At 63.6% G+C, this 22,981-nt stretch carries 24 protein-coding genes; 13 read left to right on the top strand and 11 right to left on the bottom strand.

Annotated features, from left to right (window positions below; all coding sequences use genetic code 11):
- Positions 1 to 101: 101 nt before the first annotated feature.
- The 9 genes from H7X45_RS07185 to H7X45_RS07145 form a co-directional block, all read right to left on the bottom strand.
- Positions 102 to 1,583 (bottom strand): SulP family inorganic anion transporter, encoded by a 1,482-nt coding sequence (locus H7X45_RS07185; RefSeq protein ID WP_187336812.1) that lies wholly within the window; start codon positions 1,581 to 1,583, stop codon positions 102 to 104.
- Between the two features lie 909 nt (positions 1,584 to 2,492).
- Positions 2,493 to 3,365: an alpha/beta hydrolase gene (locus tag H7X45_RS07180; protein ID WP_187336811.1), complete on the bottom strand. Its 873-nt coding sequence runs from the start codon at positions 3,363 to 3,365 to the stop codon at positions 2,493 to 2,495.
- Entirely contained in the window at positions 3,362 to 4,762 is a 1,401-nt protein-coding gene (locus tag H7X45_RS07175; RefSeq protein ID WP_187336810.1) for a serine hydrolase domain-containing protein, read from the bottom strand. Before H7X45_RS07175 ends, H7X45_RS07180 begins: the two co-directional genes overlap by 4 nt.
- Positions 4,763 to 4,909: 147 nt before the next feature.
- Positions 4,910 to 5,554: a 3-oxoacid CoA-transferase subunit B gene (locus tag H7X45_RS07170; protein WP_187336809.1), complete on the bottom strand. Its 645-nt coding sequence runs from the start codon at positions 5,552 to 5,554 to the stop codon at positions 4,910 to 4,912.
- Positions 5,551 to 6,519: a 5'-nucleotidase, lipoprotein e(P4) family gene (locus H7X45_RS07165; RefSeq protein ID WP_187336808.1), complete on the bottom strand. Its 969-nt coding sequence runs from the start codon at positions 6,517 to 6,519 to the stop codon at positions 5,551 to 5,553. Before H7X45_RS07165 ends, H7X45_RS07170 begins: the two co-directional genes overlap by 4 nt.
- A complete protein-coding gene (locus tag H7X45_RS07160) occupies positions 6,519 to 7,226 on the bottom strand; it encodes a CoA transferase subunit A (RefSeq protein WP_187336807.1) in 708 nt (235 codons plus the stop codon). Before H7X45_RS07160 ends, H7X45_RS07165 begins: the two co-directional genes overlap by 1 nt.
- Positions 7,227 to 7,304: 78 nt before the next feature.
- Positions 7,305 to 8,216, bottom strand: a complete 912-nt coding sequence (locus tag H7X45_RS07155; protein ID WP_187336806.1) for an SMP-30/gluconolactonase/LRE family protein — start codon at positions 8,214 to 8,216, stop codon at positions 7,305 to 7,307.
- Positions 8,217 to 8,360: 144 nt separating this feature from the next.
- Positions 8,361 to 8,873 carry a sterol desaturase family protein gene (locus tag H7X45_RS07150; protein ID WP_187336805.1) on the bottom strand — a complete coding sequence of 171 codons (513 nt, stop codon included), beginning with the start codon at positions 8,871 to 8,873 and terminating at the stop codon, positions 8,361 to 8,363.
- The gene (locus H7X45_RS07145) at positions 8,870 to 9,634 is read right to left on the bottom strand and encodes a fatty acid desaturase (RefSeq protein WP_187336804.1); all 765 of its coding nucleotides are present in this window, start codon (positions 9,632 to 9,634) and stop codon (positions 8,870 to 8,872) included. The genes H7X45_RS07150 and H7X45_RS07145 overlap by 4 nt, the downstream gene beginning before the upstream one ends.
- Positions 9,635 to 9,833: 199 nt before the next feature.
- Between H7X45_RS07145 and H7X45_RS07140 the strand changes: the two genes are divergently transcribed.
- The 13 genes from H7X45_RS07140 (at position 9,834) to H7X45_RS07080 (ending at position 20,997) form a co-directional block, all read left to right on the top strand.
- Positions 9,834 to 10,832: an NADPH:quinone oxidoreductase family protein gene (locus tag H7X45_RS07140; RefSeq protein WP_187336803.1), complete on the top strand. Its 999-nt coding sequence runs from the start codon at positions 9,834 to 9,836 to the stop codon at positions 10,830 to 10,832.
- Positions 10,833 to 10,958: 126 nt separating this feature from the next.
- Positions 10,959 to 11,282, top strand: coding sequence for a DUF1476 domain-containing protein (locus H7X45_RS07135; protein WP_187336802.1), 324 nt, complete (start codon positions 10,959 to 10,961; stop codon positions 11,280 to 11,282).
- 17 nt (positions 11,283 to 11,299) lie between these two features.
- The gene (locus H7X45_RS07130) at positions 11,300 to 11,557 is read left to right on the top strand and encodes a BolA/IbaG family iron-sulfur metabolism protein (RefSeq protein WP_187336801.1); all 258 of its coding nucleotides are present in this window, start codon (positions 11,300 to 11,302) and stop codon (positions 11,555 to 11,557) included.
- Positions 11,558 to 11,560: 3 nt separating this feature from the next.
- Positions 11,561 to 11,893, top strand: a complete 333-nt coding sequence (gene grxD, locus H7X45_RS07125; protein WP_187336800.1) for a Grx4 family monothiol glutaredoxin — start codon at positions 11,561 to 11,563, stop codon at positions 11,891 to 11,893.
- Positions 11,894 to 12,017: 124 nt separating this feature from the next.
- Positions 12,018 to 13,295 carry a glycosyltransferase gene (locus H7X45_RS07120; RefSeq protein WP_187336799.1) on the top strand — a complete coding sequence of 426 codons (1,278 nt, stop codon included), beginning with the start codon at positions 12,018 to 12,020 and terminating at the stop codon, positions 13,293 to 13,295.
- Positions 13,296 to 13,555: 260 nt separating this feature from the next.
- Complete coding sequence (locus tag H7X45_RS07115) at positions 13,556 to 14,425, top strand: MBL fold metallo-hydrolase (RefSeq protein ID WP_187336798.1); 870 nt, start codon at positions 13,556 to 13,558, stop codon at positions 14,423 to 14,425.
- A complete protein-coding gene (locus H7X45_RS07110) occupies positions 14,410 to 15,129 on the top strand; it encodes a DUF4230 domain-containing protein (protein ID WP_187336797.1) in 720 nt (239 codons plus the stop codon). Before H7X45_RS07115 ends, H7X45_RS07110 begins: the two co-directional genes overlap by 16 nt.
- A 94-nt stretch (positions 15,130 to 15,223) precedes the next feature.
- On the top strand, positions 15,224 to 16,243 hold the full coding sequence (gene nadA / locus H7X45_RS07105; protein ID WP_187336796.1) for a quinolinate synthase NadA: 1,020 nt from the start codon (positions 15,224 to 15,226) through the stop codon (positions 16,241 to 16,243).
- Positions 16,244 to 16,268: 25 nt separating this feature from the next.
- Positions 16,269 to 17,615, top strand: coding sequence for a DUF2254 domain-containing protein (locus H7X45_RS07100; RefSeq protein ID WP_187336795.1), 1,347 nt, complete (start codon positions 16,269 to 16,271; stop codon positions 17,613 to 17,615).
- Positions 17,616 to 17,642: 27 nt separating this feature from the next.
- Positions 17,643 to 18,941, top strand: a complete 1,299-nt coding sequence (locus H7X45_RS07095; protein ID WP_187336794.1) for a DUF2254 family protein — start codon at positions 17,643 to 17,645, stop codon at positions 18,939 to 18,941.
- Between the two features lie 10 nt (positions 18,942 to 18,951).
- Positions 18,952 to 19,788, top strand: a complete 837-nt coding sequence (nadC, locus tag H7X45_RS07090) for a carboxylating nicotinate-nucleotide diphosphorylase (protein WP_187336793.1) — start codon at positions 18,952 to 18,954, stop codon at positions 19,786 to 19,788.
- A gap of 63 nt (positions 19,789 to 19,851) precedes the next feature.
- Positions 19,852 to 20,274: a hypothetical protein gene (locus tag H7X45_RS07085; RefSeq protein WP_187336792.1), complete on the top strand. Its 423-nt coding sequence runs from the start codon at positions 19,852 to 19,854 to the stop codon at positions 20,272 to 20,274.
- 18 nt (positions 20,275 to 20,292) lie between these two features.
- Positions 20,293 to 20,997, top strand: coding sequence for a ribonuclease T2 family protein (locus H7X45_RS07080; protein WP_187336791.1), 705 nt, complete (start codon positions 20,293 to 20,295; stop codon positions 20,995 to 20,997).
- An 11-nt stretch (positions 20,998 to 21,008) separates the two neighbouring features.
- On the opposite strand, the gene H7X45_RS07075 is transcribed toward H7X45_RS07080, so the two are convergent.
- Positions 21,009 to 21,431, bottom strand: a complete 423-nt coding sequence (locus H7X45_RS07075; RefSeq protein WP_187336790.1) for a DUF4112 domain-containing protein — start codon at positions 21,429 to 21,431, stop codon at positions 21,009 to 21,011.
- Between the two features lie 39 nt (positions 21,432 to 21,470).
- Positions 21,471 to 22,949, bottom strand: coding sequence for an ABC transporter substrate-binding protein (locus H7X45_RS07070; RefSeq protein WP_187336789.1), 1,479 nt, complete (start codon positions 22,947 to 22,949; stop codon positions 21,471 to 21,473).
- Positions 22,950 to 22,981: the final 32 nt, after the last annotated feature.

The following is a 22,981-nucleotide window of genomic DNA, read 5'->3' as shown; positions in this document are numbered from 1 at the left end:
AAGCCAGCCCGCTTCGCAACTTCCTTCTCGCGCTGATCTGATCCGTCTGGTCGCGCTTCTCGGCTTTCAAACCGTGGATGGTGCGCAACCAAATTTAGGCCTCAGTGGCCGACGGTGCCGAGGCTCTTGAACGGCTTGTCGTGCTCGCCGAACTTTTCCACCATTGTCGCGCTGGCTTCGTTGAGGCCGATCACCTCCACATTCTTGCCCTCGGCGCGTAGCCGCAGCACTACCTTGTCCAGCGCGCCGGTGGAACTGATGTCCCAGAAATGCGCGTGGGTGACGTCGATGACGACATTGTCCACGCCGTCCTCATTGAAATAGGCCGCCTCGGTCACGCGGTCGGCGCTGGCGAAGAAGATCTGGCCGGTGAGGGTGTACCGGCGCGTGGCGCCCTCCCGCTCGCTGGTGATGGTCATCAGCTCGCGCACCTTGCCGGCGAAGAAGATGCCGCTGAGCAGCACGCCGACGAGCACGCCGATCGACAGATCGTGCGTCCAGACCACGGTGACGACGGTCGCCAGCATGACGGTGGTGGACTGCCAGGGATGATGGCGGATTTCGAGGAAGCTCTGCCAGCGGAAGGTGCTGATCGAGACGAAGATCATGACGGCGACGAGCGCGGGCATCGGTACGCGCGCGACCCAGGGGCCCAGCACCACGATCAGGAACAGCAGCATGGCGCCCGCCACGAAGGTGCTGAGGCGGCGGCGGCCACCGGACTTCACGTTGATGACGGACTGGCCGATCATCGCGCATCCTCCCATGCCGCCGATCCAGCCGGTGAAGAAGTTGGCGATGCCCTGACCCAGCGTTTCGCGGCGCTTGTCGCTGCGCGTCTCCGTCATGTCGTCCACGATCGAGGCCGTCAGCAGCGATTCGAGCAGGCCGACCGCGGCCATGGCGAGCGAATAGGGCGCTATGATGCGCAGCGTTTCGAAGGTGAACGGCACCTCAGGGATGTGCAGCAACGGGATGCTGTCGGGCAGCGCGCCCATATCGCCGACGGTGAACACGTCGACGTTGAAGAGGACTGCGACGACGGCGAGCAGCACGATCGCGGCCAGCGGAGCGGGCACGACGCTGGTGATGCGCGGCAAGCCGTAGATAATGGCGAGGCCGGCGAGCACCATGGCATAGGTTTCCCAGCCCACGCCCGTCAGCTGCGGCAGCTGCGCCATGAAGATCAGGATCGCGAGCGCATTGACGAAGCCGGTGATGACCGAGCGGGAAACGAAGCGCATCAACAGGTCCAGCCGCAGCAGCGCCGCGATGCCCTGAAATACGCCCATCAGCACCGTGGCCGCGAACAGATATTCGACGCCGTAATCGCGCACCAAGGGCAGTACGAGCACGGCAACGGCGGCGGTGGCCGCGCTGATCATGCCGGGCCGCCCGCCGGTGATGCTGATGATCACCGCGATCGAGAAGCTGGCATAAAGCCCGACGCGCGGATCGACCCCGGCGATGATCGCAAAGCCGATCGCCTCCGGGATCAAGGCCAGCGCGACGACGAGGCCGGCGAGAAACTCGGTCTTCGGATTGCTCAGCCAGTCGCGGCGGATGTTGTTCTGAATGGGCATATCGGGCTCGCAAAGCGTTGAGGCGCAGGCCGGGCCGGCGCGCTGGCATCAAAATGTCGGATTTGCTGCAGTGCAGCGTGGCGGACTATTAAGGCCGGGGAGCGCGAAAGGCAACCCGGGGGCCAGATCGCTATGGTTGCGCGAAGATGGGGAGACCGCTTGGCAATTTCCGGCGGCACTGAGTGTCCGTTATCGGGCGGGGGTGCGAACTACGCCCGGTGACTGAACTTGGGGTGGGAAGCGAACGTTTAGGCTTGGCCAAGCAAGATATCGGCGATTTCTCCGAGATCTCCGACCAACCTAGCGTTCCAGTGGATGTTAACTTGCCCGTATGGTGACACGACAGACATCCAATGCATAGGCGCGCCAACATCTATGTTTCCCGAGGTTTGAGTTTCCCGCTGATATATTTCTTTTGACTGAATTAATCGGTCAAGCGCTTGCCCTTGGGAAACCGAAATGTCTCTTTCCCTAAAATACTCGAGTTCTCGTTGGATCGGGAGCAACCCACCGGGACCGCGCTCACTAGCTTGGCTCCAGTGCCAGCGTCCGTCATCGTCTCGCCAGGCTATTGTACTTGCTTCACTATAAGTATGATGGACTGCAACGCTGTCGATATAAATAATGGTCGCACTTTCCGGCGTCGAGATTCCGTTACGATCTCGCAGGTCCAAAGACCTTGAAATCTCGGGACTTAGCGTGAAGCTGCTCGATTCAAGAACGCTCGATCTCGCCGTTACACATCCCGCGGTCATGCAAGCACAAATGAAAAGGAATAAGTAACGCACCAGTTTTCGCTATAAGAAAATCAATATGCCCGCAATGGAAACGTTTCCCAACGGACCGATTTCGAAAAAGAAAGCGCTGACAGCGGACAGGGAAGCGGCAAACAGAATTCGCTCCCGCGACTTACGGCATCCGCGCCTTCAGGAACGCCGCGCTGTCGGACAGCACCGGGCCCTTGCCACGGAAGGTGGTGGATAGCGCCATCGCTACCTCCTCATGCGTCAGGCCCGGATAATCCTTCAGCTCCACCGGCACGCCCGCCGCGCGCATTGCCTTGGCGAGATTATAGGCGTTGTAGGGCCGCACCACCGTGTCGTCGGTCGAGGTGACAAGTAGCAGCGGGGGATCGCCTGCGCTCACCTGGTTGATCGGCTGGGTGCTTTCGGGATCGGGCGTCCCGGCAAAGGCGTCGATCGAGCGTTTCTGGTCGAACGGATAGAAGTCGTAAGGTCCGCTGAGGCCCACGCCCGCCTTGATCGTGCCGTCCGGCACCCCTTCGGCCTTCGTCCAGCGCGGATCGAGCGCCAGCATGACGGCGATATAGGCCCCCGCGCTGTGCCCGGCGACGCCGATGCGGTTCGGATCGCCCCCGAAATCGGCTGCATGGTCGCGCGTCCAGGCCACCGCCTGCGCGCCATCTTCCAGAAAGGCGGGGTAGCGCACGTCCGGTACCTTTCGATAATCGGGTAGCACCACGGTAAAGCCTTCATCGGCAAAGGCTCGGGCAGCAAATCCATATTGCTGGCGCTTGCCTTCTGCCCAGCCGCCGCCATACCAGAAGATGAGGACGGGGCGGCCATTCGCGGGCGGCGCGCCGTCGGGCACCCAGATATCGAGCTTCTGACCGTGACTGCCGAAGGAAACGCCCTCCGCCGCGCGGTGCACGCCCGATCCGCCGCCGGTGATCCCGTCGACGCTGTTGAGCAGGCCCGGTCCGCTGCATGCCGTGGTTGCGAGCAGCAACAAACCGCCGATCCAGTGCCGCAGCTTCGTCACCGCTTTTTCCGCCGCGCCGGGGCCTCGGCGACATCGCCCGAATGGACGTCCTCCGCGGCGATATCCTGCGGGTTCGTCTGCGCGGGCGCGGCACCTGCGGGCAGGATGGTCGAGCCCGGCGGCAGATCGAGCCAATCGGTCGGCTCGATCCGGTAATAATTGTCGAACAGCTCCAGCGGGAAGGCGAAGGGGCGGCCCCAATTGCTGTTCCACAGCATCACGATGCCGGTCTTTTCCTTGGGATCGTACACCATGGTGGATCGGTATCCGTCCACCGCGCCGCTATGGCCCTGCAGCAAATGCCCCTGATAGGTGAAGCTGCGCCAGCCCAGACCATAGCCCGGATCGTCCAGCGCGCGGGCGAGGCGTCCGGCATAGACGCGGTGCGTGGGCACCCAGACGCGGTGCGCCTCGTTCAGTACGTTTGGCGACAGAACCTTGGGCCACAGCCCCATTTGCGCTTCCATCCAGCGTTCCAGATCGAGGATGCTGGAGCTGACGCCCGCGGCGGCGGGCACGCGGAAATAGGATTCCACCACCGGGCGTTCCTGATGTCCGCGATGCGGCTTGGCCCAGTTCTCGGAGCCGATCAGCGCGTCCATACCCACACCCGCGCGCTTCATGCCGAGCGGCTCGAACAGCTTTTCCTCGACAAGCTGGCCATAGATCTTTCCGCCCGCCTTGCCCTCGATCTCACTGGCCGCATCGAAGGCGACATTCTGATAGCTGTGGCAGGTGCCCGGCGCGCATTGCTGCGGCGCGGCGGCAAGCCCCATGCGCAGCGCCGCTGGATTGGCGCCGCCCTCCAGCCGTCCGTCATAGGCGTTCTTGGTGAGGCCGGTCTGATGCGACAGGAGCTGGCCGATCGTCAGCTTCTGTTCGGCGCCGCCCGGCAGGCGCAGCGTGCTGCCCCATTGCGCGACCGTATCGTTCAGCGAGAGCTTGCCCTCGGACGCCAGCAGCGCCGCCATGGTGCCCGCGACGCCCTTGGAGAGCGATGCCCAGCGGAAAACGGTGCCCGGCGCGATCGGCGTGTTCGTCTCGAAATCGGTGACGCCGTAGCCCTTCACGAAGCTCAGCTTGCCATCCTCTACAATGGCAACGGCAAGGCCCGCCATTTCGGGCTGGGCGGCAAGGGTTTGCAGCCGCTGGTCGATCAGCCTGTAATCGATTCGCCCGTGCCAGAGATCGGGCGTGGTGGGCAGCGGGGGCGGGGGCTTGCCGATCACCGATGTGGCGACCGGGGCCCATGCCTCATCCTGATGCGCGAAGGCCCGGTAGAAGGTCCAGGCGACTAGGAGCAGCGCCGCCGCGGCAATCGCATAGGCGATCATGCGGGCGTTCAGACGGAAGGGCGCGCTCTCCCTGGCTCCGGCGGGAACGGCTTCGTCAGCCAAGAGAGCCGGCCAGAAAACCGACGCGGTACGCCAGTTCGTAGATCAGCACGAGCGCCGCCACCGTCAGGATTGCGCCGCCGCTCCATCGGATCGCCGATTTCGTCACTTCGATACTCCCAGCCGCGCCGGCTCCCCCGAGCCCGGCGCTCACCCCTCCATGGGGGTGTAGCGTGCGGTGGTCTTCTCGGCAACTTCCTCCGCCGTCACGCCCGGTGCCAGCTCGATCAGCCGGAACGGGCTGTCATGGTCGGGCCGCTGGAACACGGCGAGGTTGGTGATGATCATGTCCACCACATTGGTGCCGGTCAGCGGCAACGTGCATTCGGGAATGAATTTCGGGCTGCCGTCCTTAGCGTTGTGATCCATCACCACGATGATCTTCTTGACGCCCGCGACCAGGTCCATCGCGCCGCCCATGCCCTTGATCATCTTGCCGGGGATCATCCAGTTGGCGATATCGCCATTTTCGGCCACTTCCATCGCGCCCAGCACGGTGAGGTCGATATGCCCGCCCCGGATCATGGCGAAGCTCTGGTCCGATCCGAAATAGACCGACTGCGGCAGTTCGCTGATGGTCTGCTTGCCCGCATTGATCAGGTCCGCATCCATGTCTTCCTTATATGGGAAGGGGCCGATGCCGAGCATGCCGTTTTCGGACTGGAGCGTCACCTCGACGCCGTCCGGAATATGGTTCGCCACCAGGGTCGGGATGCCGATGCCCAGATTGACGTAATAGCCGTCCTGCAGCTCCTTCGCGGCGCGCGCGGCCATCTGATTGCGGTCCCAGGTCATTGCGTATCTCCGGATGAAGGCGGGGTGGTCGTGGTTGCGGGTTCCCAGCGGACATTGGCCGGGAAGGTTTCGTCCAGTTTGCCGGCGAGGGAAGGGCCGTAGACGGGGTTGGGCAGGACGAACCAGCCTTCGCCCCACAGGCGCTGCGCCGGAGCGCCGGAACCGGCCAGTGCGCGGCGGGCGCCGCTCGCCAGCGTCTTGGCGTTGAAGGCGTCCGAGAAGTCACCGAGATTGTCGCCGCCCATCGCGACCACGCAATAACGGCTGGCGATGATCGCGCGGCGCGGGTCCTTGGCGCTGCCGCCGGGCGCATCGCCGCTGAGGAACAGCGTTTCGCCATGCACCGCGGGGCCGAGTCCAGCGTTCACCAGCGCGCGCTCGGTGGAAGCGGCGTTGGCGGTCTTGCGATTGGTGATGAAGACGACGGTGATGCCAGCGTCGCGCAAGCGGCGCAGCGCGGTGACCGCGCCGGGGACAGGGGCGACGGCGTCGTAGCCGGTCCGCTCCCACTCGTCCCACACTTCGGATACATAGCCGCGACGCGTCTTCGTAGCCCAATATTCATAGCCGAGGTTCATGAGGACGGTTTCGTCCACATCGAACACGGCGGCTTTTGGCTTGTTGCGGCAGGGCACGAAGCGCGGCAGGTCCGGCGTCGCTCCCTCGGCCAGGATCACGCTGTCGACGGGGTTCGACGCGGCAGCAGCGATCGCGTAATCCGCCAAACCGCGAAAGACCTGAATCGACAGCGCGGCAGCCTCGCCCGAACCGTAGAGCCAGCGCATCGTATCGGGCGCTTCATCGACGGGCGGGGCTTCGGGCAGCAGCGGCGCAGCGGCCGCCTGCTGGCGCTGCCCCATATTGCGCGCCACCGCCTCAGCCGCATAGGGCAGTGCGCCCGCGACGCAGCCGGACAGCAGCGTGGCCGCGCCCAGCGCCGCCAGCGAAAGCGCAGCGCGGCGCATCAGGCGTCTTCGCGCTCGCGCACGGTCTCGAACTCGATCTTCTTGTCGTAGGGCGCGCCCACGATCATGCGGTTCACGTAGATCGAGGGCAGGTGGATGCAATCGGGATCCAGCTCGCCGACCTCGACGATTTCCTCCACTTCGGCCACGCAGACCTTGCCCGCGGTGGCCATTGGCGCGTTGAAGTTGCGCGCGGTTTTGCGGAACATGAGGTTGCCCGCCTTGTCCGCCTTCCAGCCCTTCACGATGGCAAGATCGGCGAAAATGCCGCGCTCCAGAATATAGTCCTGCCCGTCGAAGGTCTTCACTTCCTTGCCCTCGGCCACCTGCGTGCCGACGCCGGTCTTGGTGTAGAAGCCGGGAATGCCCGCGCCGCCTGCGCGGCAGCGTTCGGCCAGCGTCCCCTGCGGGCAGAACTCCACCTCCAGCTCGCCGGCCAGGAACTGGCGTTCGAACTCCTTGTTCTCGCCGACATAGGAGCTGATCATCTTCTTCACCTGCCGCGTGCGCAGCAGCTTGCCCAGGCCCTCATTGTCGATGCCCGCATTGTTGCTGGCGATGGTGAGGTCCTTCGTGCCCGCATCGCGGATCGCGTCGATCAGCCGTTCGGGGATGCCGCAAAGGCCAAAACCGCCCGCGCAGATCTGCATGCCGTCGAACAACAGGCCGTCCAGGGCGGCGGCGGCATCGGGATAGATTTTCTGCATGGGGAAGCTCCGCTGTGGCGTTACAGGCGGAGGCGATACAGGCGGAAAGGCGGGCGGGTCAACAACGCCTAGTCCGGTTCAATAGACCAGCTTCAGCCCCGGCCGCGGCCAGCGCATCTTCGCAAGCTTTCCGGTGCCCGAGAGCGTGATGTACGCATCGCGTCGGTCCGCGCCGCCCCAGCAGATGTTGGTGGTGAAGATATCCGGCGTTTCGACGAACTCGACCAGCTCTCCTTGCGGGCTGATCACGCTGATGCCGGATTCGCCGATGGTGGCGACGCAGATATTGCCGCATTCCTCCACGCCCAGGCTATCGAAGAATTTGTAGCCCGCGGGGCGGTACACCGGAATGCCGGGGCCGCCGGGCCCTGCGGCATCGTCCACCTTTCCCGGTGCGATGACGTTGAACGCCATCAGGCGGCAGGTGTAGGTTTCGGCCGCGTACAGCGTCTTGCCGTCGGGCGAGAGGCCGATTCCATTGGGGTTCATGGAGGGGAAGATCACCTCTTCCAGATGGCTGCCGTCGGTCTTGGCGTAGAAGATGCCGACTACGTCATGGCAGCGCGCGTCATAATCCACCTTGCCGTGATCGGTGAACCAGAAGCCGCCATGCGCATCGAACACGATGTCGTTGGGGCCGCGCAGGGTGCAGCCATGATCGCCGGACTTGTAGAGCACTTCCACCGCGCCAGTTTCCAGGTCGATCCGTTCGATCCGCCCGCCGCTATAATCGGCAGCGATGCCGTGGGGGGCCAGCGTCTCGCCGCTCTCCGCCCAGGCGAAACCGCCATTGTTGCAGCAGTAAAGTTTGCCGTCCGGACCCATCGCCAATCCGTTCGGGCCGCCGCCGGGCTCGGCCACCGTCTCGGTCGATCCGTCCGGTTTCACGCGCGTGATGCGGCCCGCGGCGATCTCCACCAGGATGACGCTGCCGTCCTCCATGGCCACGGGGCCTTCGGGAAAACGCAATCCTTCTGCGACGATATCCATGGGGCAGCTCCTCTCTCCGGCGCGCGGGGCGCCCTTTTTGTTCTCGTCGCGACTGTGCGTCGTCGCGGGAGAAAAATCAAAGAGGGATCGCGCGAAGTCGCAAAGACGCGAAGGGGCGTTCAAACGCTGCGCGCGGTTGGGCGCTCAGATTTTGGTACGGAGCCGGGCTTTGCCGCTGTCGCGCTGGGCGGCGAGTTCCGCCTTCAGCTTGGCGGGGCTGCGCGCGATCATGAAGCCGAAGCTGACGCCGCCTTCCTTGCCGATGGTGGCATGGTGCAGCTTGTGCGCCTGGACCAGGCGCTTGGCATAGCCGCGCTTGGGAACCCATTTGAAGAAGCGCTGATGCACCAGCCCGTCATGAATGAAGGTGTAGATGATGCCGTAAAGCAGCACGCCCACGCCCATCCAAAAGGCCGGGGGCCAGGCCGCGTCGCCGATCACCAGCGGATTGCCGATCGTGAACAGCGCGATGGAAAGCGCAGCGCCGAAAATCCCGAACAGATCGTTCTTTTCCAGCTTGTTGTCGTGCGGTTCGTGATGATCGCGGTGCCAGGCCCAGCCGAAGCCGTGCATGATATATTTGTGGCTGAACCACGCCACGAACTCCATGGCCGCGGCGGTGGCGAGCGTGATGAGCGTTGCGGAAAGCCAGGTCATATCGTTCGTCTCGGTTGTTCGCCCCGGTCGCGGCGCAGGGCCGGCAGGCCCCACCACGGCGTTTTCGGAGCGATGTGATGCTCCCGATGATAGCCGAAATGGAAACAGCTCGCCAGCGATGCAAGCCAGGAATAATCCAGGCTGCGCGCATTGTGCCTGTCGGCAAAGCGATCATCCTCGTGCCGGTGCGGGCGGTAGGTGCCGAAGTAGAACAGCTGCACGCTGCTGAGGATCGCCGGGATGCCGTAGAAGACGGTCACGTTCCACAGGCTTGCGCCCAGCAGCACGACATAGCTCGTTACAGCGGTGCTGACATACAGCACGCTGAGCCAGCCGAAATAGCGCTTGAAAAAGGTGACGTACCAGCGCGCTGCGCTGCGCGGATGATCGGCATCGAAATCAGGATCGCCCGGCGTTCCGGAATGCTTGTGATGGTCGAAATGCGCGCCCCGCAGCTTGCCATAGGCGAAACCCGCATAGAGAAACAGAAGGATGGTCCCGATGCGGTCGTTCAGACGCGGGCGCCCGGGGGCGAGTGATCCATGCATCGCGTCATGCGCGATGATGAACAGGCCCACGAAGCACCAGCTCTGCAGCGCGATCAGAAACGGCGCCGCCAGCCAGTTCCAGCCTTCCAGCGGAAAAAAGAACACGCCGTAGATATGGCTCGCCAGCCAGAGGCCGAAAATCCCGGCGGCAAGCGACAGCCCGACCAGCGTTTGCAGGCGCGCAGGCTCGCTTCGGTTCGTGTGGGCGGTCATCGGGGCGGGCATCACTACGGAATGTAGGATGTTTGGCGGGGCGATGATAGCGCCAAGTCTTTTCGAAGTCTTTTGGGCGGCCGATTTCGCAGCATCGAAGTCCGCTCGTCCGGCGCTGTACAGATCGCATCCGCAATCGCTTGCCAGCGCCAGGTCCACCGCCTACGGCAGCGCCATACCGAATACAGGAGAAGCACGCATGAAGGCCCTCATCTCGCGCGAAACCGGCGGACCGGAAACCTTGGAATTCGGGGAGTTGCCCGATCGCGAACCGGGCAAGGGCGAGATCCTGATCGACGTGAAGGCCTGCTCGATCAACTTCCCCGATACGCTGATCATCGAGGACAAATATCAGGTGAAGCCGCCGCGGCCCTTCGCGCCCGGCAGCGAAGTGGCGGGCACCGTCGCCAAGCTGGGCGAGGGCGTGGAAGGCTTTTCCGTGGGAGACCGGATCATCACCGGCACCGGCTTCGGCGGCCTCGCCGAACAGGCGATCGGGCGTGCGGCCAATTGCTATCATCTGCCCGAAAAGTTCAGCTTCGCGCAGGGCGCATCGCTGCTGATGACCTACGGCACCTCGATCCACGCGCTGAAGGATCGCGGTCGCATCGCCGAAGGGGACGAGGTGCTGGTGCTGGGCGCGGCGGGCGGCGTCGGCATTTCCGGCGTGGAGCTGGCCAAGGCCTTTGGCGCGCGCGTCGTCGCGGGCGTGTCGAGCAAGGAAAAAGCGCAGATGGCGCGCGATGCCGGGGCGGACGCCGTGGTGATCTACGACCGGGCGCCGTTCGACAAGGATGCCTCCAAGGCGCTCGCCAACAAATTCAAGGAAGCGTGCGAGAAGGACGGATACGACATCGTCTACGACATCGTCGGCGGCGATTATTCGGAGCCCGCGGTGCGCGCGATCGGCTGGGAAGGGCGGTTCCTGGTCACCGGTTTCCCGGCGGGCATCGCCAAGCTGCCGCTGAACCTGACGCTTCTGAAAAGCTGCGACGTCTGCGGCGTGTTCTGGGGCGCCTTCGCCGCGCGCTTCCCCGACAAGAACCGCGCCAACATCGCCGAGCTGTTCGAACTGTGGGAAGCCGGCAAGATCGCGCCGCCAGTGTCCGAAACCTATGCCTTCGAAAATGCGGCCGAAGCGATCCGCAAGGTCGGCGCGCGCGAGGCGGTGGGCAAGCTGGTGGTCGAGATCGGCTAGGGTCTCGGTCTTTTCCGCACGTCACGCGCTTGTCGAAGCGCTGCACTTGCGCCATGGGGCGGTGGAACGGCCCCGGCTTTGTTGGCTGGGGCCGCACCGATATAGCTGCTTCAAGGGAATAGATCGATGACCGGTTTCGATGATCGTGAAAAGGCGTTCGAAAACAAGTTCGCGCGCGATGAGGAAATGCAGTTCAAGGTCATGGCGCGCCGCAACCGCCTGCTTGGCCAGTGGGCGGCAGGCAAGATGGGCCTGACGCCCGAAGAGACGGACAGCTATGCGCGCGAAGTCGTTCAGGCCGATTTCGAGGAAGCCGGCGACGACGACGTGTTGCGCAAGGTGCTGGGCGACCTTACCTCCGCCGGAGTAGAGACTGATGCGGCGACGGTGCGTCAGGCGATGGACGAAAAGCTCATCGAAGCGCGCCGCCAACTCATCGAAGGCAGCTGAAGGACAGGTTTAACGATATGCCGATGGCAGCAGACGACATCGAGAAGCTGATCAAACAGGCGATTCCGGACGCGAATGTGCGGATCGACGATCTGGCGGGCGATGGCGATCATTATGCCGCGCATGTCGAGGCCGAAAGCTTCCGGGGCATGAGCCGCGTCAAGCAGCATCAGGCGGTTTATGCCGCGCTGGGCGGCCGCATGGGTGGGGAGCTGCATGCGTTGCAACTCACCACCGCGGTGCCCGCCGGTGCGTCCGCATCCCAAGGAGAATAATTCATGGCCGACGACATCAATTCCCGTATCGACAGCATGGTGAAGGCCAAGGACGTGGTCCTTTTCATGAAGGGCACGCCGCTGTTTCCGCAGTGCGGGTTTTCCAGCCGCGCGATCGCGATCCTCGATCATCTGGGCGTGGACTATGACAGCGTCGACGTGCTGCAGGACATGGACGTTCGCCAAGGCATCAAGACCTATTCGGACTGGCCCACCATTCCTCAGCTTTATGTGAAGGGTGAATTCGTCGGCGGATCGGACATCATGATGGAGATGTACGAGGCGGGCGAGCTGAAGAGCCTGATGGACGAAAAATCGGTCGCGCGCGCCGAATGACGCCCCGGCGGCGCGCCGAATAAGACGGCACGCCATAATTGCACCACAAAATCGTCGTTCCCATGCTGTTAGGGCGGACGCCCTGACGGCGAAATCGGTTCGCCCGAACAGGAGGGGCGAACTTTTGCGATCCATCGATGGAATGCTGCTGTGCGACGTGACGCAGGGCTGGTCCGCCTCGGGTGGTGGAATCGGCAGCTATATCCGCCGCAAACAATCCTGGATCGCCGACAACAGCGATGCGCGCCATCTGCTGGTGGTGCCGGGCGAGGAAGACCGGATCGTCGAGAACGGGCGGTTCGTGCGCGCGGAGGTGAGAAGCCCCACGCTGCCGCATTCCCCCAATTACCGCTTCCTCCTGCGCAACGGCGCGGTGCGCGAAGTGTTCGAGCGGTTTCGTCCTGATCTTATCGAGACCTTCGATCCCTATAATCTGCCCTGGGCGGCGTTGAAGCACCGCAAGCGGCATCCTGAAACCACTGTAATCGCGGGTTACCACACCGATTTTCCGCGCGCTCACATCGGTGAATTCTTCATCCATGACTTTCCGCTCGGCGGGCGCGCCTTCGCGCCCACATCCGCGCGGATTGCCGATGCTTATGCGGGCAAGCTTTACCGGCAGTTCGACAATGTCTTCGGCCTTGGCAGCGACAGTGTGGAGCGGCTGCGTGCGGTGGGTGTGGATAATGTCGAGCGCATGCCGCTGGGGGCTGATCTTTCGCAGTTCCAGCCGAGCCGCCGCAACATGGAATTCCGCCGCAAGCTCGGCGTGCCGGACGATGCGCCCTTGCTGGTCTATGCTGGCCGCCTGGACCGTGAGAAGCGCGTTGCCAAGGTTTGGGAAGCGTTCAAGCTGCTGCCGCCCGAGCTCGGCGCGCATCTGCTGATCCTGGGGCAGGGCAAGTGGCGCGACGACCGGATTGCGGACGGCACCAACGGCGTGCTGCACATGCCGGGCTATCTCGACAATCGCGAGGCGCTGGGCGAGGCGCTGGCTTCGTCTGACATCTATGTGTCCGCGCACCCTTATGAAACGTTCGGCATGTCGATTGTCGAGGCGCAGGCGGCGGGGCTTCCCATCGTCGGCGTGCGCAGCGGCGCGATGATCGACCGTGTGCCCGAGGGCGCCGGGCTGCTCGGCCCTATCGACAATCCGTCCGCTATGGCGGCCAACATCCGCAAGGTGTGGCATGGCAATCGCGCCGCGATGGGTGAGGCCGGCCGCGCATTGGTAAGCGAGCGCTTCACCTGGCAGAAAACCTTCGATACCCTGTTCAACCGTATCTATCCGCACGCTTTTTCTGCGCGGGATGAGCGCCTGGCCGAACAACGCCGCGGCGTGCTGGACTGGTTTGCAAAGGGGGGTGTCGCGGGTACGGAAGGGCGCGAGACCAGAAAATAGCGGCCCGCCGGACACCCGCGACTGGAAGCAAACTTCATCGTGCACACTTTGTGCCATTTGCCCGAAGTTCGCTTCTTCAAGCATTTAGACGGTTAATTTTGGATTAAATATTATGTGGCTGTCAATATTTCCGACAGTGGCCATGGTGGACCGATCGGGGCTGCCTGGCCCGGGTCGGTAGATGCCATGTGCCCAAAGCCCGCGCGCCTTTTTGCGATCCGTCCCTTCCATCGCACCGTTGCAACTGCCACATCGGTCTCATGAAATGGCCAGACAGCATCCATGCCGGGGAGACCGAGCAGCTTGAACCGCTGGTGCGCCGCGTGCTTGCGCCCAACCCATCGCCTTACACCTATACCGGCACCCAAACCTGGCTTGTCGGCGCGGGTGAAGAGCTTGCGGTGATCGATCCCGGCCCGGCGGATGAGGAGCATATTAATGCGATCCTGCGCGCCGCGGGTGATGCTGCGATCACCGCGATCCTCATCACCCACACGCACCGCGATCACAGCCCCGGTTCACGCCCGTTGAAGGCGCGAACGGGCGCGCCGATCATGGGCTGTGCGCCCCTGGTGTTGGAAGATGACGGCCCGCGCGCGGATGCCGCGTTCGATAGGGATTATGCCCCCGACCATGTGATGCAGGATGGCGAAGTCGTGACCGGCGACGGCTGGACGCTGGAAGCCGTCGCGACGCCCGGCCACACGTCCAACCATCTGTGCTTCGCGCTCCGCGAGACCAAGGCGCTGTTCACGGGCGATCATGTGATGAAATGGTCCACCAGCGTGGTCAGCCCGCCCGATGGCGACATGGGTGATTATATGGCGAGCCTGAAGAAGCTCTATGAGCGCGATGACCGTGTCTATTATCCTGCCCATGGCCCTGCGGCGGAAAAGCCGCAGCAACTCGTGCGCGGCATGATGGGCCATCGCAAATCGCGCGAAAAGCAGATCCTGAAGCTGACCGGCGAGGAGGCGCGGCCGATCGCCGCTTTGGTCGACATTATGTACAAGGGCCTCGATCCGCGCCTCCACGGCGCAGCGGAGCGATCGGTCCTCGCCCATCTGGTCGATCTGGAGCGGCGCGGCATGGTGGCGCAGAAGGACGGTGCGGCATGGACGGCAAGCTGAGCAACAGCGTCTTTCGCGGCGTCGTGATCGCGTTTCTTGCGCTTAGCGCAGGCCTGCTCGCTTGGCTGGTGTGGAGCAACTATCAGGAACGTTATACGGTAACGCAGGAGGATAACGGCACCTCCATCACCCGGCTCGTCTCCGCCAAGATGAGCGGCGTGAGCCAGCTGAAGGTCGCCACGCTGAACGGCACGGTGCAGGCCAATGCGCAGGATGTGCGGGGCTTCGGGCTGTTGAAGTCCGAGCAGATCGTGAAGATGCCCTATAGCGTGGGCTATTATGTCGATCTTTCAAAGCTTTCCGAGGGTGATCTCGAATGGGTGCCCGATACGCGCACGCTGATCGTCGATGCGCCGGATGTGACGGTGGAAAAGCCCAATATCGACGAAGGCGCGCGCTCGCTGGTGCGCACCGACGGGTTGATCGTGACGCGCGAGGCGGCGGAAGCGCTCAGCAAACGCACCTCTGCCGGGGCGTCGGGCAAGGTGGCGCGCGAGGCTCAGTCACCCGAACGCATGGCGCAGGCGCGCGAGGCGGCCCGCTCTGTGGTCGCCCGCACCATGCGTTTGCCGCTGGATACGCTGGGCTATGGCGATGCACGGGTGGTGGTGACTTTCCCGCAGGAACGCCGCGATGCCGCGCGCGACGCGGTAGATGTCAGCCGGCGGCCCGAGGATGTGTACCGCGAGGCGAAACAGCGATAGCGCGCCAACGCTCCCAAGGGCTGCGGAAGACGTGTAAAACTCTTGATGGAACGCGCGCGGGCGCTCACATGTTCATGAAGCGAAAGGGCAATTCATGAACGCACAGACCGGACAGCGCGAAAGTTTCGCAGGCGTGGACATTCGCGCCGAAATCGACAGGCTGCGCAAGGAGCGCAATGCCGTCATCCTCGCGCATTATTATCAAAAGCCGGAAATTCAGGACCTTGCGGACTTCGTCGGAGATTCTCTCGAGCTGAGCCGCAAGGCTGCCGAGACCGAGGCCGACGTCATCGCCTTTTGCGGCGTGAAGTTCATGGCCGAGACGGCGAAAATTCTCTCGCCGGAAAAGACGGTGATTCTGCCGGATCTGAAAGCCGGGTGCAGCCTGGAAGATAGCTGCCCGCCGGAAAAATTCGCCGAATTCCGCCGCCAGCATCCCGATCATATCGCGCTGACCTACATCAACTGCTCTGCGGCGGTGAAAGCGCTCAGCGATATCATCGTCACGTCCAGCTCGGCCGAGACGATCATTCAGCAGATCCCTGAAAGCCAGCCGATCATCTTTGGGCCGGACCGGCATCTCGGCGGCTATCTGAACCGCAAATTCGGCCGCGACATGCTGCTATGGCCGGGCGTGTGCATCGTGCACGAGGCGTTCAGCGAAACCGAGCTGTTGAAGCTGAAGGCTGAGCACCCGGACGCGCCGATTGCGGCGCATCCCGAATGCCCGCCCTCGATCATCGATCATGCGGACCATGTCGGATCGACCAGTTCGATCCTGCAATTCAGCAAGGATACTGACAGCGACACAGTGATCGTGGCCACCGAACCGCATATCATCCACCAGATGGAAAAGGCGGTTCCGGAGAAAACCTTCATCGGCGCGCCCGGTGCGGACGGAAACTGCAATTGCAACATTTGCCCCTATATGGCGCTCAACACGCTGGAAAAGCTGTATGTTTCGCTGCGTGACCTGCGACCGCAGATCGAGCTGGACGAGGATATGCGGTTGAAGGCGAAGAAGAGCCTGGACCGGATGCTGGAGATGGCATCGGGCACCGTGGGCAAGGGCGATCTCGGCGAAATGGGTCTGAAGCCCGCTCCGCAGTCCTGACGCTTCGTAGATAAGGGCAGACGGTATGCGCGCCTGGTTGCGTCAGACGGCGATCAAGCTGCGCGGCAGCTATTGGTTTCTGCCGGCAGTGCTGACGCTGGGCGCGCTTTTGCTGTCCATCATCACCTATTATGTCGATACCAAGATGGGCTCTACTTGGCTCGACAATGTGAGCTTTTTGCGCGCCACCAAGCCGGAAGGCGCGCGCTCGCTGCTCTCCACCATTGCAGGATCGACCATCGGCGTCGCGGGCACCGTGTTTTCGATCACCATTGCGGCGGTGGTCTATGCGTCCGGCAGCTACGGCCCGCGGCTGCTCAGCAACTTTATGAACGATCGCGGCAACCAGTTCACGCTGGGTATTTTCATTGCGACGTTCGTCTATTCCTTGATGATCTTGCGCGTCGTCCGGCTGGCGAACAGCAATGGGTTCTTTTCGGCGCCGAGCGGCCAGTTCGTTCCGCAGATATCGATGCTGGTGGCACTTGCGCTGGCGCTGCTGTCGGTGGCGGTGCTCGTCTATTTCCTCCACCATGTGCCGCACAGCATCCAGATCAACAATGTAGTTGCCGAGATCGGGCGATCAGCGATCAGCCGGATCGAAAAGCGCTATCCGGACGAACATGACGGCGCGGACTGGACTGAGCGCGACACCCGGATCGGCGAGCCGGTGCGCGCACATCGGACCGGTTATGTCGAGGTGATCGATTACGAAACGCTGGGACAGGTTGCCCAGTCGCAGGGCATTACCGTGCGCCTCGCGCTGAGGGCGGGCGATTTCGTGCATCCCGGTGTCGATCTGCTTTGGGTGGAGGGCACCATGGGTGAGGATAGCCCCGGCCTGCTCCGCGGTGCCTTTGCCGTGGGTACCAGTCGCACGCAGTCCCAGGATATCGAATTTGCGATCGACGAGCTGGTCGAGATCGGTCTGCGCGCGCTGTCGCCCGGCATCAACGATCCGTTCACCGCAATCACCTGCATGCACTGGCTCTCCGCGGTGCTGGTCGCGCTGGTCGACCGCGATCTGGACCGGGATGCGGACGGGCGGCCTTATGGCGAAGACGGTGTTTACTGCCTTGCCGACGATTTCGCTCATTTCGTGGAGCGCAGCTTCGGCGCGATGCGCGCCAGTGCCGCCGCGAACGATCTGGCATCCAAGCTCTATGTCGATGCGCTGGGATCGGTGATGCTTGTGGCCGAGAAGAACGGAAGGGATGAACCACTCCGCATGCAGGTACGCCGGCTGCTGGATCAGGCGCGCGAGGCGCTCAATGGTCCCGCGCTCTATGAACTGGAGAAGCGCGGGGCGGCGCTGCTCGCAAATGATCGCAGCCCGCCTTTCGGAAGCACGAGCGGACATGACGTTCCGTGAGCCGATTTGCTTGAAAGATCCTAGGTCATGAAGCGCTCCAGCCGTTCTCCGCTGCAATGGCTTATCGCTCTGGTAGTGGGGAGCTTCTGGTTCCTGCCGATCCTGATATTGCTCGCCTCTCTGGTGGTAGCAGGCGGGCTATTATACGCAGACGCCGCGGGTCTTTCTGCATGGCTTGGCGCCCAGGACTGGCCGTTCTCCATGGCTGGCAAGAGCGCGCAGGAACTCGCAAGCACGCTGGTGGGCGTCCACGCCGCGTTCCTGACGCTGTATTTCTCGATCACGCTGCTGGTGCTGACGCTTGCAGCCAGCAATCTTGGCATCCGCCTGATAGACCGCTGGATCGCGCGGCGGATGACGCGGTTCACGCTGGGGTTGCTGCTGGGCGGGCTCGGCTGGGCGCTGATGACATTGTGGGCGGTCGATCCGGATGCAAGCGGCGCCCATGTGGCGCGCGGCACGCTGACGGCGCTCTTGATTTACACGCTATTGGTGATCGGCTGGCTTGCCGCGGCGCTCCACGACCTCGCCCGTGCGATCCATGTCGATACCGCCGTAGCCGAGCTGGGCAAGGACGGAAGCGCCGATCGCGGTTTCTTCCAGGAAACCGAGCCGGGTGCGCGGCCCGATTTTGCCGGCGCACCGATTATGGCGGTACGCGAAGGCTATATCGAGGGCATCGATTTCGATCGCATAATCGAGATCGCGCAGGAGCATGGCCGCCGGCTGCGCCTGGACATCGGCGTGGGCCGCTATGTGCTGAAAGGCGAGCATCTCGGTCGGTTCGAAGATCATCGCGATCCGGAAAGCTGCATGCAGATTGCCCGGCAATTCTCCTATGGCGATTTCAGGGCCGATGCCCAGGGCGTAGTTTTCCAGTTGCGGTTGCTGGTCGAGATTGGTGCCCGCGCGCTGTCTCCTGCGATCAACGATTTCTATACCGGGATCGCCTGTTGTGACCGGCTCGGCGCAGTGCTGGCGGCGCAGGCGCGCGCCGCACGGCAGCCGGGCTGGATCGGCGGGCGGGTCTATCTGGCCGATCACAGCTTCGAGGGCCTGTTCGCGCACCCGATCGCGGCGTTCCGTCAGGCCGCTGCGGATTATCCGAGCGTCGCGGTGCGGTTTATCCAGATGCTTGGGCGGGCGGCGACGATTTGCGAGCGGGACGAAGTGCCCGCCGATATTCAAAAACTGATGATCGACTGGGCCGGCCAGATGCGCGATCATGCTCAACTGCGCGCAAGCCTGGACGCGGACCGCTGCGATATCGCAGCAGCCTATGCCGCTGCGGCCGCAGCGGTTGAAGAGAAGCGTTCGCGCGCCTAGGCCGGTGCGCATGATCGATCATTTTGATTGCGACGCCTTCGTCTCCTCGGTGCTGGAGGAGGACCTGCTCGGCAAAACCGATGTAACGTCCGAGGCCGTTATCCCAGCGGACACGCGGTTCCGCGCGGTGATGGACAGCCGTGACGATGCCGTGATCGCCGGCCTTGCGATTGCGGAGGCATTTTTCCGCCGGCTTGATCCCGATGTCGAGATCGACCGGTTGCTGGAAGACGGCGCGCATGTACCTGCTGGCACCGATCTGATGATGCTGTCCGGCAAGGCGCGGGGGATGCTGACGGCGGAGCGCGCCGCGCTCAACACCGTGCAGCATCTCACCGGTATCGCCACGATGACGCGTAGCTATGTGGATGCGATCGATGGCACCGGCTGCATCCTGCTCGATACGCGCAAGACCATTCCCGGCCTCCGCGCGCTGGAAAAATACGCCACCCGCATGGGCGGCGCGCAGAACCATCGCATGGGCCTGTGGGACGCGGCGATGATCAAGGACAATCATGTCGCCGTCGCGGGCGATGTCGCCACCGCGGTGAAGCGCGCGGCGGATGCGGGCATCGCGGACATTATCGTCGAAGTGGACCGGATCGATCAGATCGCGGCCGCGCTCGATGCCGGCGCGACGCATCTCCTGCTCGATAATATGAACGTGCCCACCTTGCGAGAGGCGGTGGACAAGGTAGGCGGGCGCGTGCCGACAGAAGCCTCGGGCGGGATCACGCTGGAAACCATCCGCGACAAGGCGGCGACGGGCGTCACCTATGTTTCGGTGGGGCGGCTTACCCAGTCGGCCCCGGCTGCGGATATCGGCCTGGATTACGCCCCCGCTTGATCGCGCGCGCTTTTGCGGGCACGTCAGGCTCCTGTTCAAGGCGTCTGAAAAGGGGAGGTGCCGATGCGCCCGGAATCCATCAAGAAATTCGATATTCTCTATCTGGCGAGCATCCTCGTCGGACTGATCGGCACCATCATGAATTTCAGCAGCATCGAAGTTCAGGCCGCGGGCACGATGCTGACGCCGACGACACTCGTGGTCATCACCGTCATCACTTACGCGCTGACATTGCTGCTTTGGTATTTCATTTCGCGGCGGGCGAGCAACATTGCCAAGTGGATCCTCGTGGTCCTGACGCTCATCGGTCTGATCGGTCTGCCGTCCATTTTTGTGGGTGAGTTCAACCTCAACAAGTTCATCGGGCTGGCGAGCACGATCCTGAGCGTCGCCGGTGTCTACTTCCTCTTCAAGCCGGACGCGCGGGCGTGGTTCGCGGGAGAAACTGTGGACGATCCGGAAACGCTCGACCGGACGTTCGACTGAGCGATGTCGGGGCGCGCGATGCTCCGTCTGGCATCGCTTGCGCTGTTGACCGCCGCTGGCCCCGTTGCCGCGCAGGGCTGGCAGTGCCGCGCGCCTCGATCGCTTCCACGCAGTGAAGCGGCCCCGCGTCCGCCCGCCGAGCCGGTGCGGCGGGTGCCGACAGGCGGCTATGTGCTCAGCCTGAGTTGGTCGCCCGAATATTGCCGGACGCGCACCAGCAGCGCACGCGACGCCCTGCAATGTTCGGCGGGGCGGATCGGCGATTTCGGTTTTGTCCTGCACGGCCTGTGGCCGCAGGGGCGGGCCCGGGCGCCGTGGCCGCAATATTGCCGATCGGTAAAGCCGGTGCCGCCCGCCGATCTTCGCGAACAAATCTGCCGCACGCCCTCGGTTGGCCTGCTCAACCACGAATGGGCCAAGCACGGAAGCTGCATGACCGCGCGCCCGAGCGCCTATTTTCGCGCCTCCGCCGTGCTGTTCGATGCGCTGGAATTTCCCGACATGGACCGTCTTAGCAGAAAGGAGCCGACGGCTGGCTCCGTTCGGGCGGCGTTTGCCCAAGCCAATCCCGGCCTGCCGGAAAGCGCCGTGCGGCTGAAACTGAACCGGCGCGGCTGGCTCACGGAAGTACGGCTGTGCCTCGGCCTGCGTTTTCGCCCTACGGCCTGCGCTGCGCCTTCTCAACCCGGCACCACAAAGGTAAAGATCTGGCGCGGCGGCTAAGCGCCGGAAGGTCAGCCCTCGATCACCACCGTTTGCGGGTGATGCTTGTCGAGATGCTTCCGGATGATCCGAAGGTTCTTGGTGTTCGAGCGGTAGAGAAGGTCGAACGCGTCACCCACGAAGGGGACCGCACCGATCAGCGTATCGATACCGATATTGCCGGCCATGCGTGCCAGATGAAATTTGGACATGCCCAGATTGCGCGCTTCCCAGACGATATAAGCACCCATCGCGGCAGTGACGATGTCGCCGATTACCGGAATGAGGCCGATGATCGAATCGAGCCCAATGCGACGTTTGATGCCCGGCAGGACGAACATGCCCTCGAGCAGATGCTCCATGATCTCGATACGTTGCCTGATCGCATGCGGATCGCGCGCAGCCGAACCCATTAGTTCGCTGAAGCGGTCCATCTGTGCGCTGTTGACCTTCATTGCGTGATCATTCCTCCCGATCAATCCGGATGTCGATGATCAGGAAATGGGTCCGCCGCCAAGATATTGCAACAGATGCCACCCGCGTGAATTGGGCGCGTGCCCTTCGATTCCCGGCCGCACCAGCGAGAAGCGAAGCGGTGTGGCGATGGGAATGAACCGGTTCGCGGCCTGGATCTGCGCGGCCGCATCGCGCAGCAGCAGCCGGCGCTCGGCAAGCGACGGCGCGGCAAGGGCCTGCTCCACCCGCGCATCGGCTTCCTCATCGCACAGCGGTGTGGCGGGGCAGGTGAGGCGGGCAAGATACCAGATCGGCCCGTCATAATCGGCTACCTGATCAATGAGGCGCAGGTCAGCGTCTTCTTGCGGCCCCACGCGGCGGGTGGCGAGGCCGATGGCGGCAAGGTCCGCCGCGATCCGGGCGTACAGCATGCGTCCGCCCGCGCCCTTGGGCATTGCGATCCGCAGCGTCGGCGGTGCCTGATTTTCGGCGGACCATGAGGCGATGCGCCGCGCGCCTTCCGCTGCGCGATCGGGCACGCTCAGCCCGGTCCACTCCGGGGCCGGCAGGGCCAGATTACCGAAAAGGCCGTCCGGAAAAATGTTCTCCCGCGCTGTCCATTCGGGTCGCTCGAAATCGGCAAGCGCCGTGCTGCGATCGATGGCCATGGCGATGGCGGCGCGGTTGCTGCTGTCGGCCAGAAACGGGCTGTCGTTGACCACCATCAGGCCGAACAGGCCGTCGGTCGGGTCGATACTGATCGCTGCGGCTTCGATCTGACCCGCCGCAGCCAAAGGCAGTTCCTGAAAGCGGCCGCCTTCCACCACATCGGCGACGCCGGAAAGATAGGCGGCAACGGCACGGGCAGCCTCGCGCCGCCTCAGCCGTATGCGCGGCGGCACCGCGTCCTCCCCGCCGTCTTCCAGATTGAAGCTGCGGTGGAGGAGCGTCATCCCCTTGCCCTCGCGCGCGGAGATCATCGGACCGGAGCCGTCGCTGCGCCGCACGATGCCGAATTCCGGCTGAGCGAGCAGTTCGAGCAGATTGGGGCGCGGGCGCTCCAGCTGGATTTCCAGCACATGCCCGGTGATCGCGTTGATATCGCCTATCAGCGCCAGGTCTTCGGAAAAGCCGCCGCGGCGTAGCTCGCCAATGCGCTGGCGCAGGATCGTCGCCACCTGCCGGGCGCTCACCTCGCCGCCGTCGATCCATTGCGCATCGCCGATGCGAAAGATGTAGCTAAGGCCGTCCTCGCTGGCGATCCAGCGTTCGGCGAGGCCGGGGTTGATGCGGCCCTCTTTGTCGAAGCTCACCAGCCCCTGCGCCGTAGCCGCGCGCAACAGTCCCGCCCCGGTGCCGAGCGGAAGCCGCCCGATATTGAGGTCCTTTTCGCCCCGGTCGATCGCGGTGACGGCAATACTTTCATTGTCCACCGCGCCGCCGCAGCTTGTCAGGATCAGAACGGCGCCGATGGCTAACGAGAGGACAGGGCGGCTCATGCCATCGCTGTAGCGCAAGCCGGGGCTCCTTGCATCAGGATGCGCGCCGG

The organism is Novosphingopyxis iocasae (assembly GCF_014334095.1).
GTDB classification, from domain to species: domain Bacteria; phylum Pseudomonadota; class Alphaproteobacteria; order Sphingomonadales; family Sphingomonadaceae; genus Novosphingopyxis; species Novosphingopyxis iocasae.
Note: the sequence above shows the minus strand (reverse complement) of the source record. Positions and strands in the feature narration are given on the sequence as shown.

What these genes read in the sequence shown, in the direction of transcription:
- H7X45_RS07185 (WP_187336812.1), bottom strand. Translation starts at nt 1,583, where the DNA reads ATGCCCATTCAGAACAACATCCGCCGCGACTGGCTGAGCAATCCGAAG.
- H7X45_RS07170 (WP_187336809.1), bottom strand. Translation starts at nt 5,554, where the DNA reads ATGACCTGGGACCGCAATCAGATGGCCGCGCGCGCCGCGAAGGAGCTG.
- H7X45_RS07165 (WP_187336808.1), bottom strand. Translation starts at nt 6,519, where the DNA reads ATGCGCCGCGCTGCGCTTTCGCTGGCGGCGCTGGGCGCGGCCACGCTG.
- H7X45_RS07160 (WP_187336807.1), bottom strand. Translation starts at nt 7,226, where the DNA reads ATGCAGAAAATCTATCCCGATGCCGCCGCCGCCCTGGACGGCCTGTTG.
- H7X45_RS07155 (WP_187336806.1), bottom strand. Translation starts at nt 8,216, where the DNA reads ATGGATATCGTCGCAGAAGGATTGCGTTTTCCCGAAGGCCCCGTGGCC.
- H7X45_RS07150 (WP_187336805.1), bottom strand. Translation starts at nt 8,873, where the DNA reads ATGACCTGGCTTTCCGCAACGCTCATCACGCTCGCCACCGCCGCGGCC.
- H7X45_RS07145 (WP_187336804.1), bottom strand. Translation starts at nt 9,634, where the DNA reads ATGACCGCCCACACGAACCGAAGCGAGCCTGCGCGCCTGCAAACGCTG.
- H7X45_RS07140 (WP_187336803.1), top strand. Translation starts at nt 9,834, where the DNA reads ATGAAGGCCCTCATCTCGCGCGAAACCGGCGGACCGGAAACCTTGGAA.
- H7X45_RS07135 (WP_187336802.1), top strand. Translation starts at nt 10,959, where the DNA reads ATGACCGGTTTCGATGATCGTGAAAAGGCGTTCGAAAACAAGTTCGCG.
- H7X45_RS07130 (WP_187336801.1), top strand. Translation starts at nt 11,300, where the DNA reads ATGCCGATGGCAGCAGACGACATCGAGAAGCTGATCAAACAGGCGATT.
- grxD (WP_187336800.1), top strand. Translation starts at nt 11,561, where the DNA reads ATGGCCGACGACATCAATTCCCGTATCGACAGCATGGTGAAGGCCAAG.
- H7X45_RS07115 (WP_187336798.1), top strand. Translation starts at nt 13,556, where the DNA reads ATGAAATGGCCAGACAGCATCCATGCCGGGGAGACCGAGCAGCTTGAA.
- H7X45_RS07110 (WP_187336797.1), top strand. Translation starts at nt 14,410, where the DNA reads ATGGACGGCAAGCTGAGCAACAGCGTCTTTCGCGGCGTCGTGATCGCG.
- nadA (WP_187336796.1), top strand. Translation starts at nt 15,224, where the DNA reads ATGAACGCACAGACCGGACAGCGCGAAAGTTTCGCAGGCGTGGACATT.
- H7X45_RS07100 (WP_187336795.1), top strand. Translation starts at nt 16,269, where the DNA reads ATGCGCGCCTGGTTGCGTCAGACGGCGATCAAGCTGCGCGGCAGCTAT.
- H7X45_RS07095 (WP_187336794.1), top strand. Translation starts at nt 17,643, where the DNA reads ATGAAGCGCTCCAGCCGTTCTCCGCTGCAATGGCTTATCGCTCTGGTA.
- nadC (WP_187336793.1), top strand. Translation starts at nt 18,952, where the DNA reads ATGATCGATCATTTTGATTGCGACGCCTTCGTCTCCTCGGTGCTGGAG.
- H7X45_RS07085 (WP_187336792.1), top strand. Translation starts at nt 19,852, where the DNA reads ATGCGCCCGGAATCCATCAAGAAATTCGATATTCTCTATCTGGCGAGC.
- H7X45_RS07080 (WP_187336791.1), top strand. Translation starts at nt 20,293, where the DNA reads ATGCTCCGTCTGGCATCGCTTGCGCTGTTGACCGCCGCTGGCCCCGTT.
- H7X45_RS07075 (WP_187336790.1), bottom strand. Translation starts at nt 21,431, where the DNA reads ATGAAGGTCAACAGCGCACAGATGGACCGCTTCAGCGAACTAATGGGT.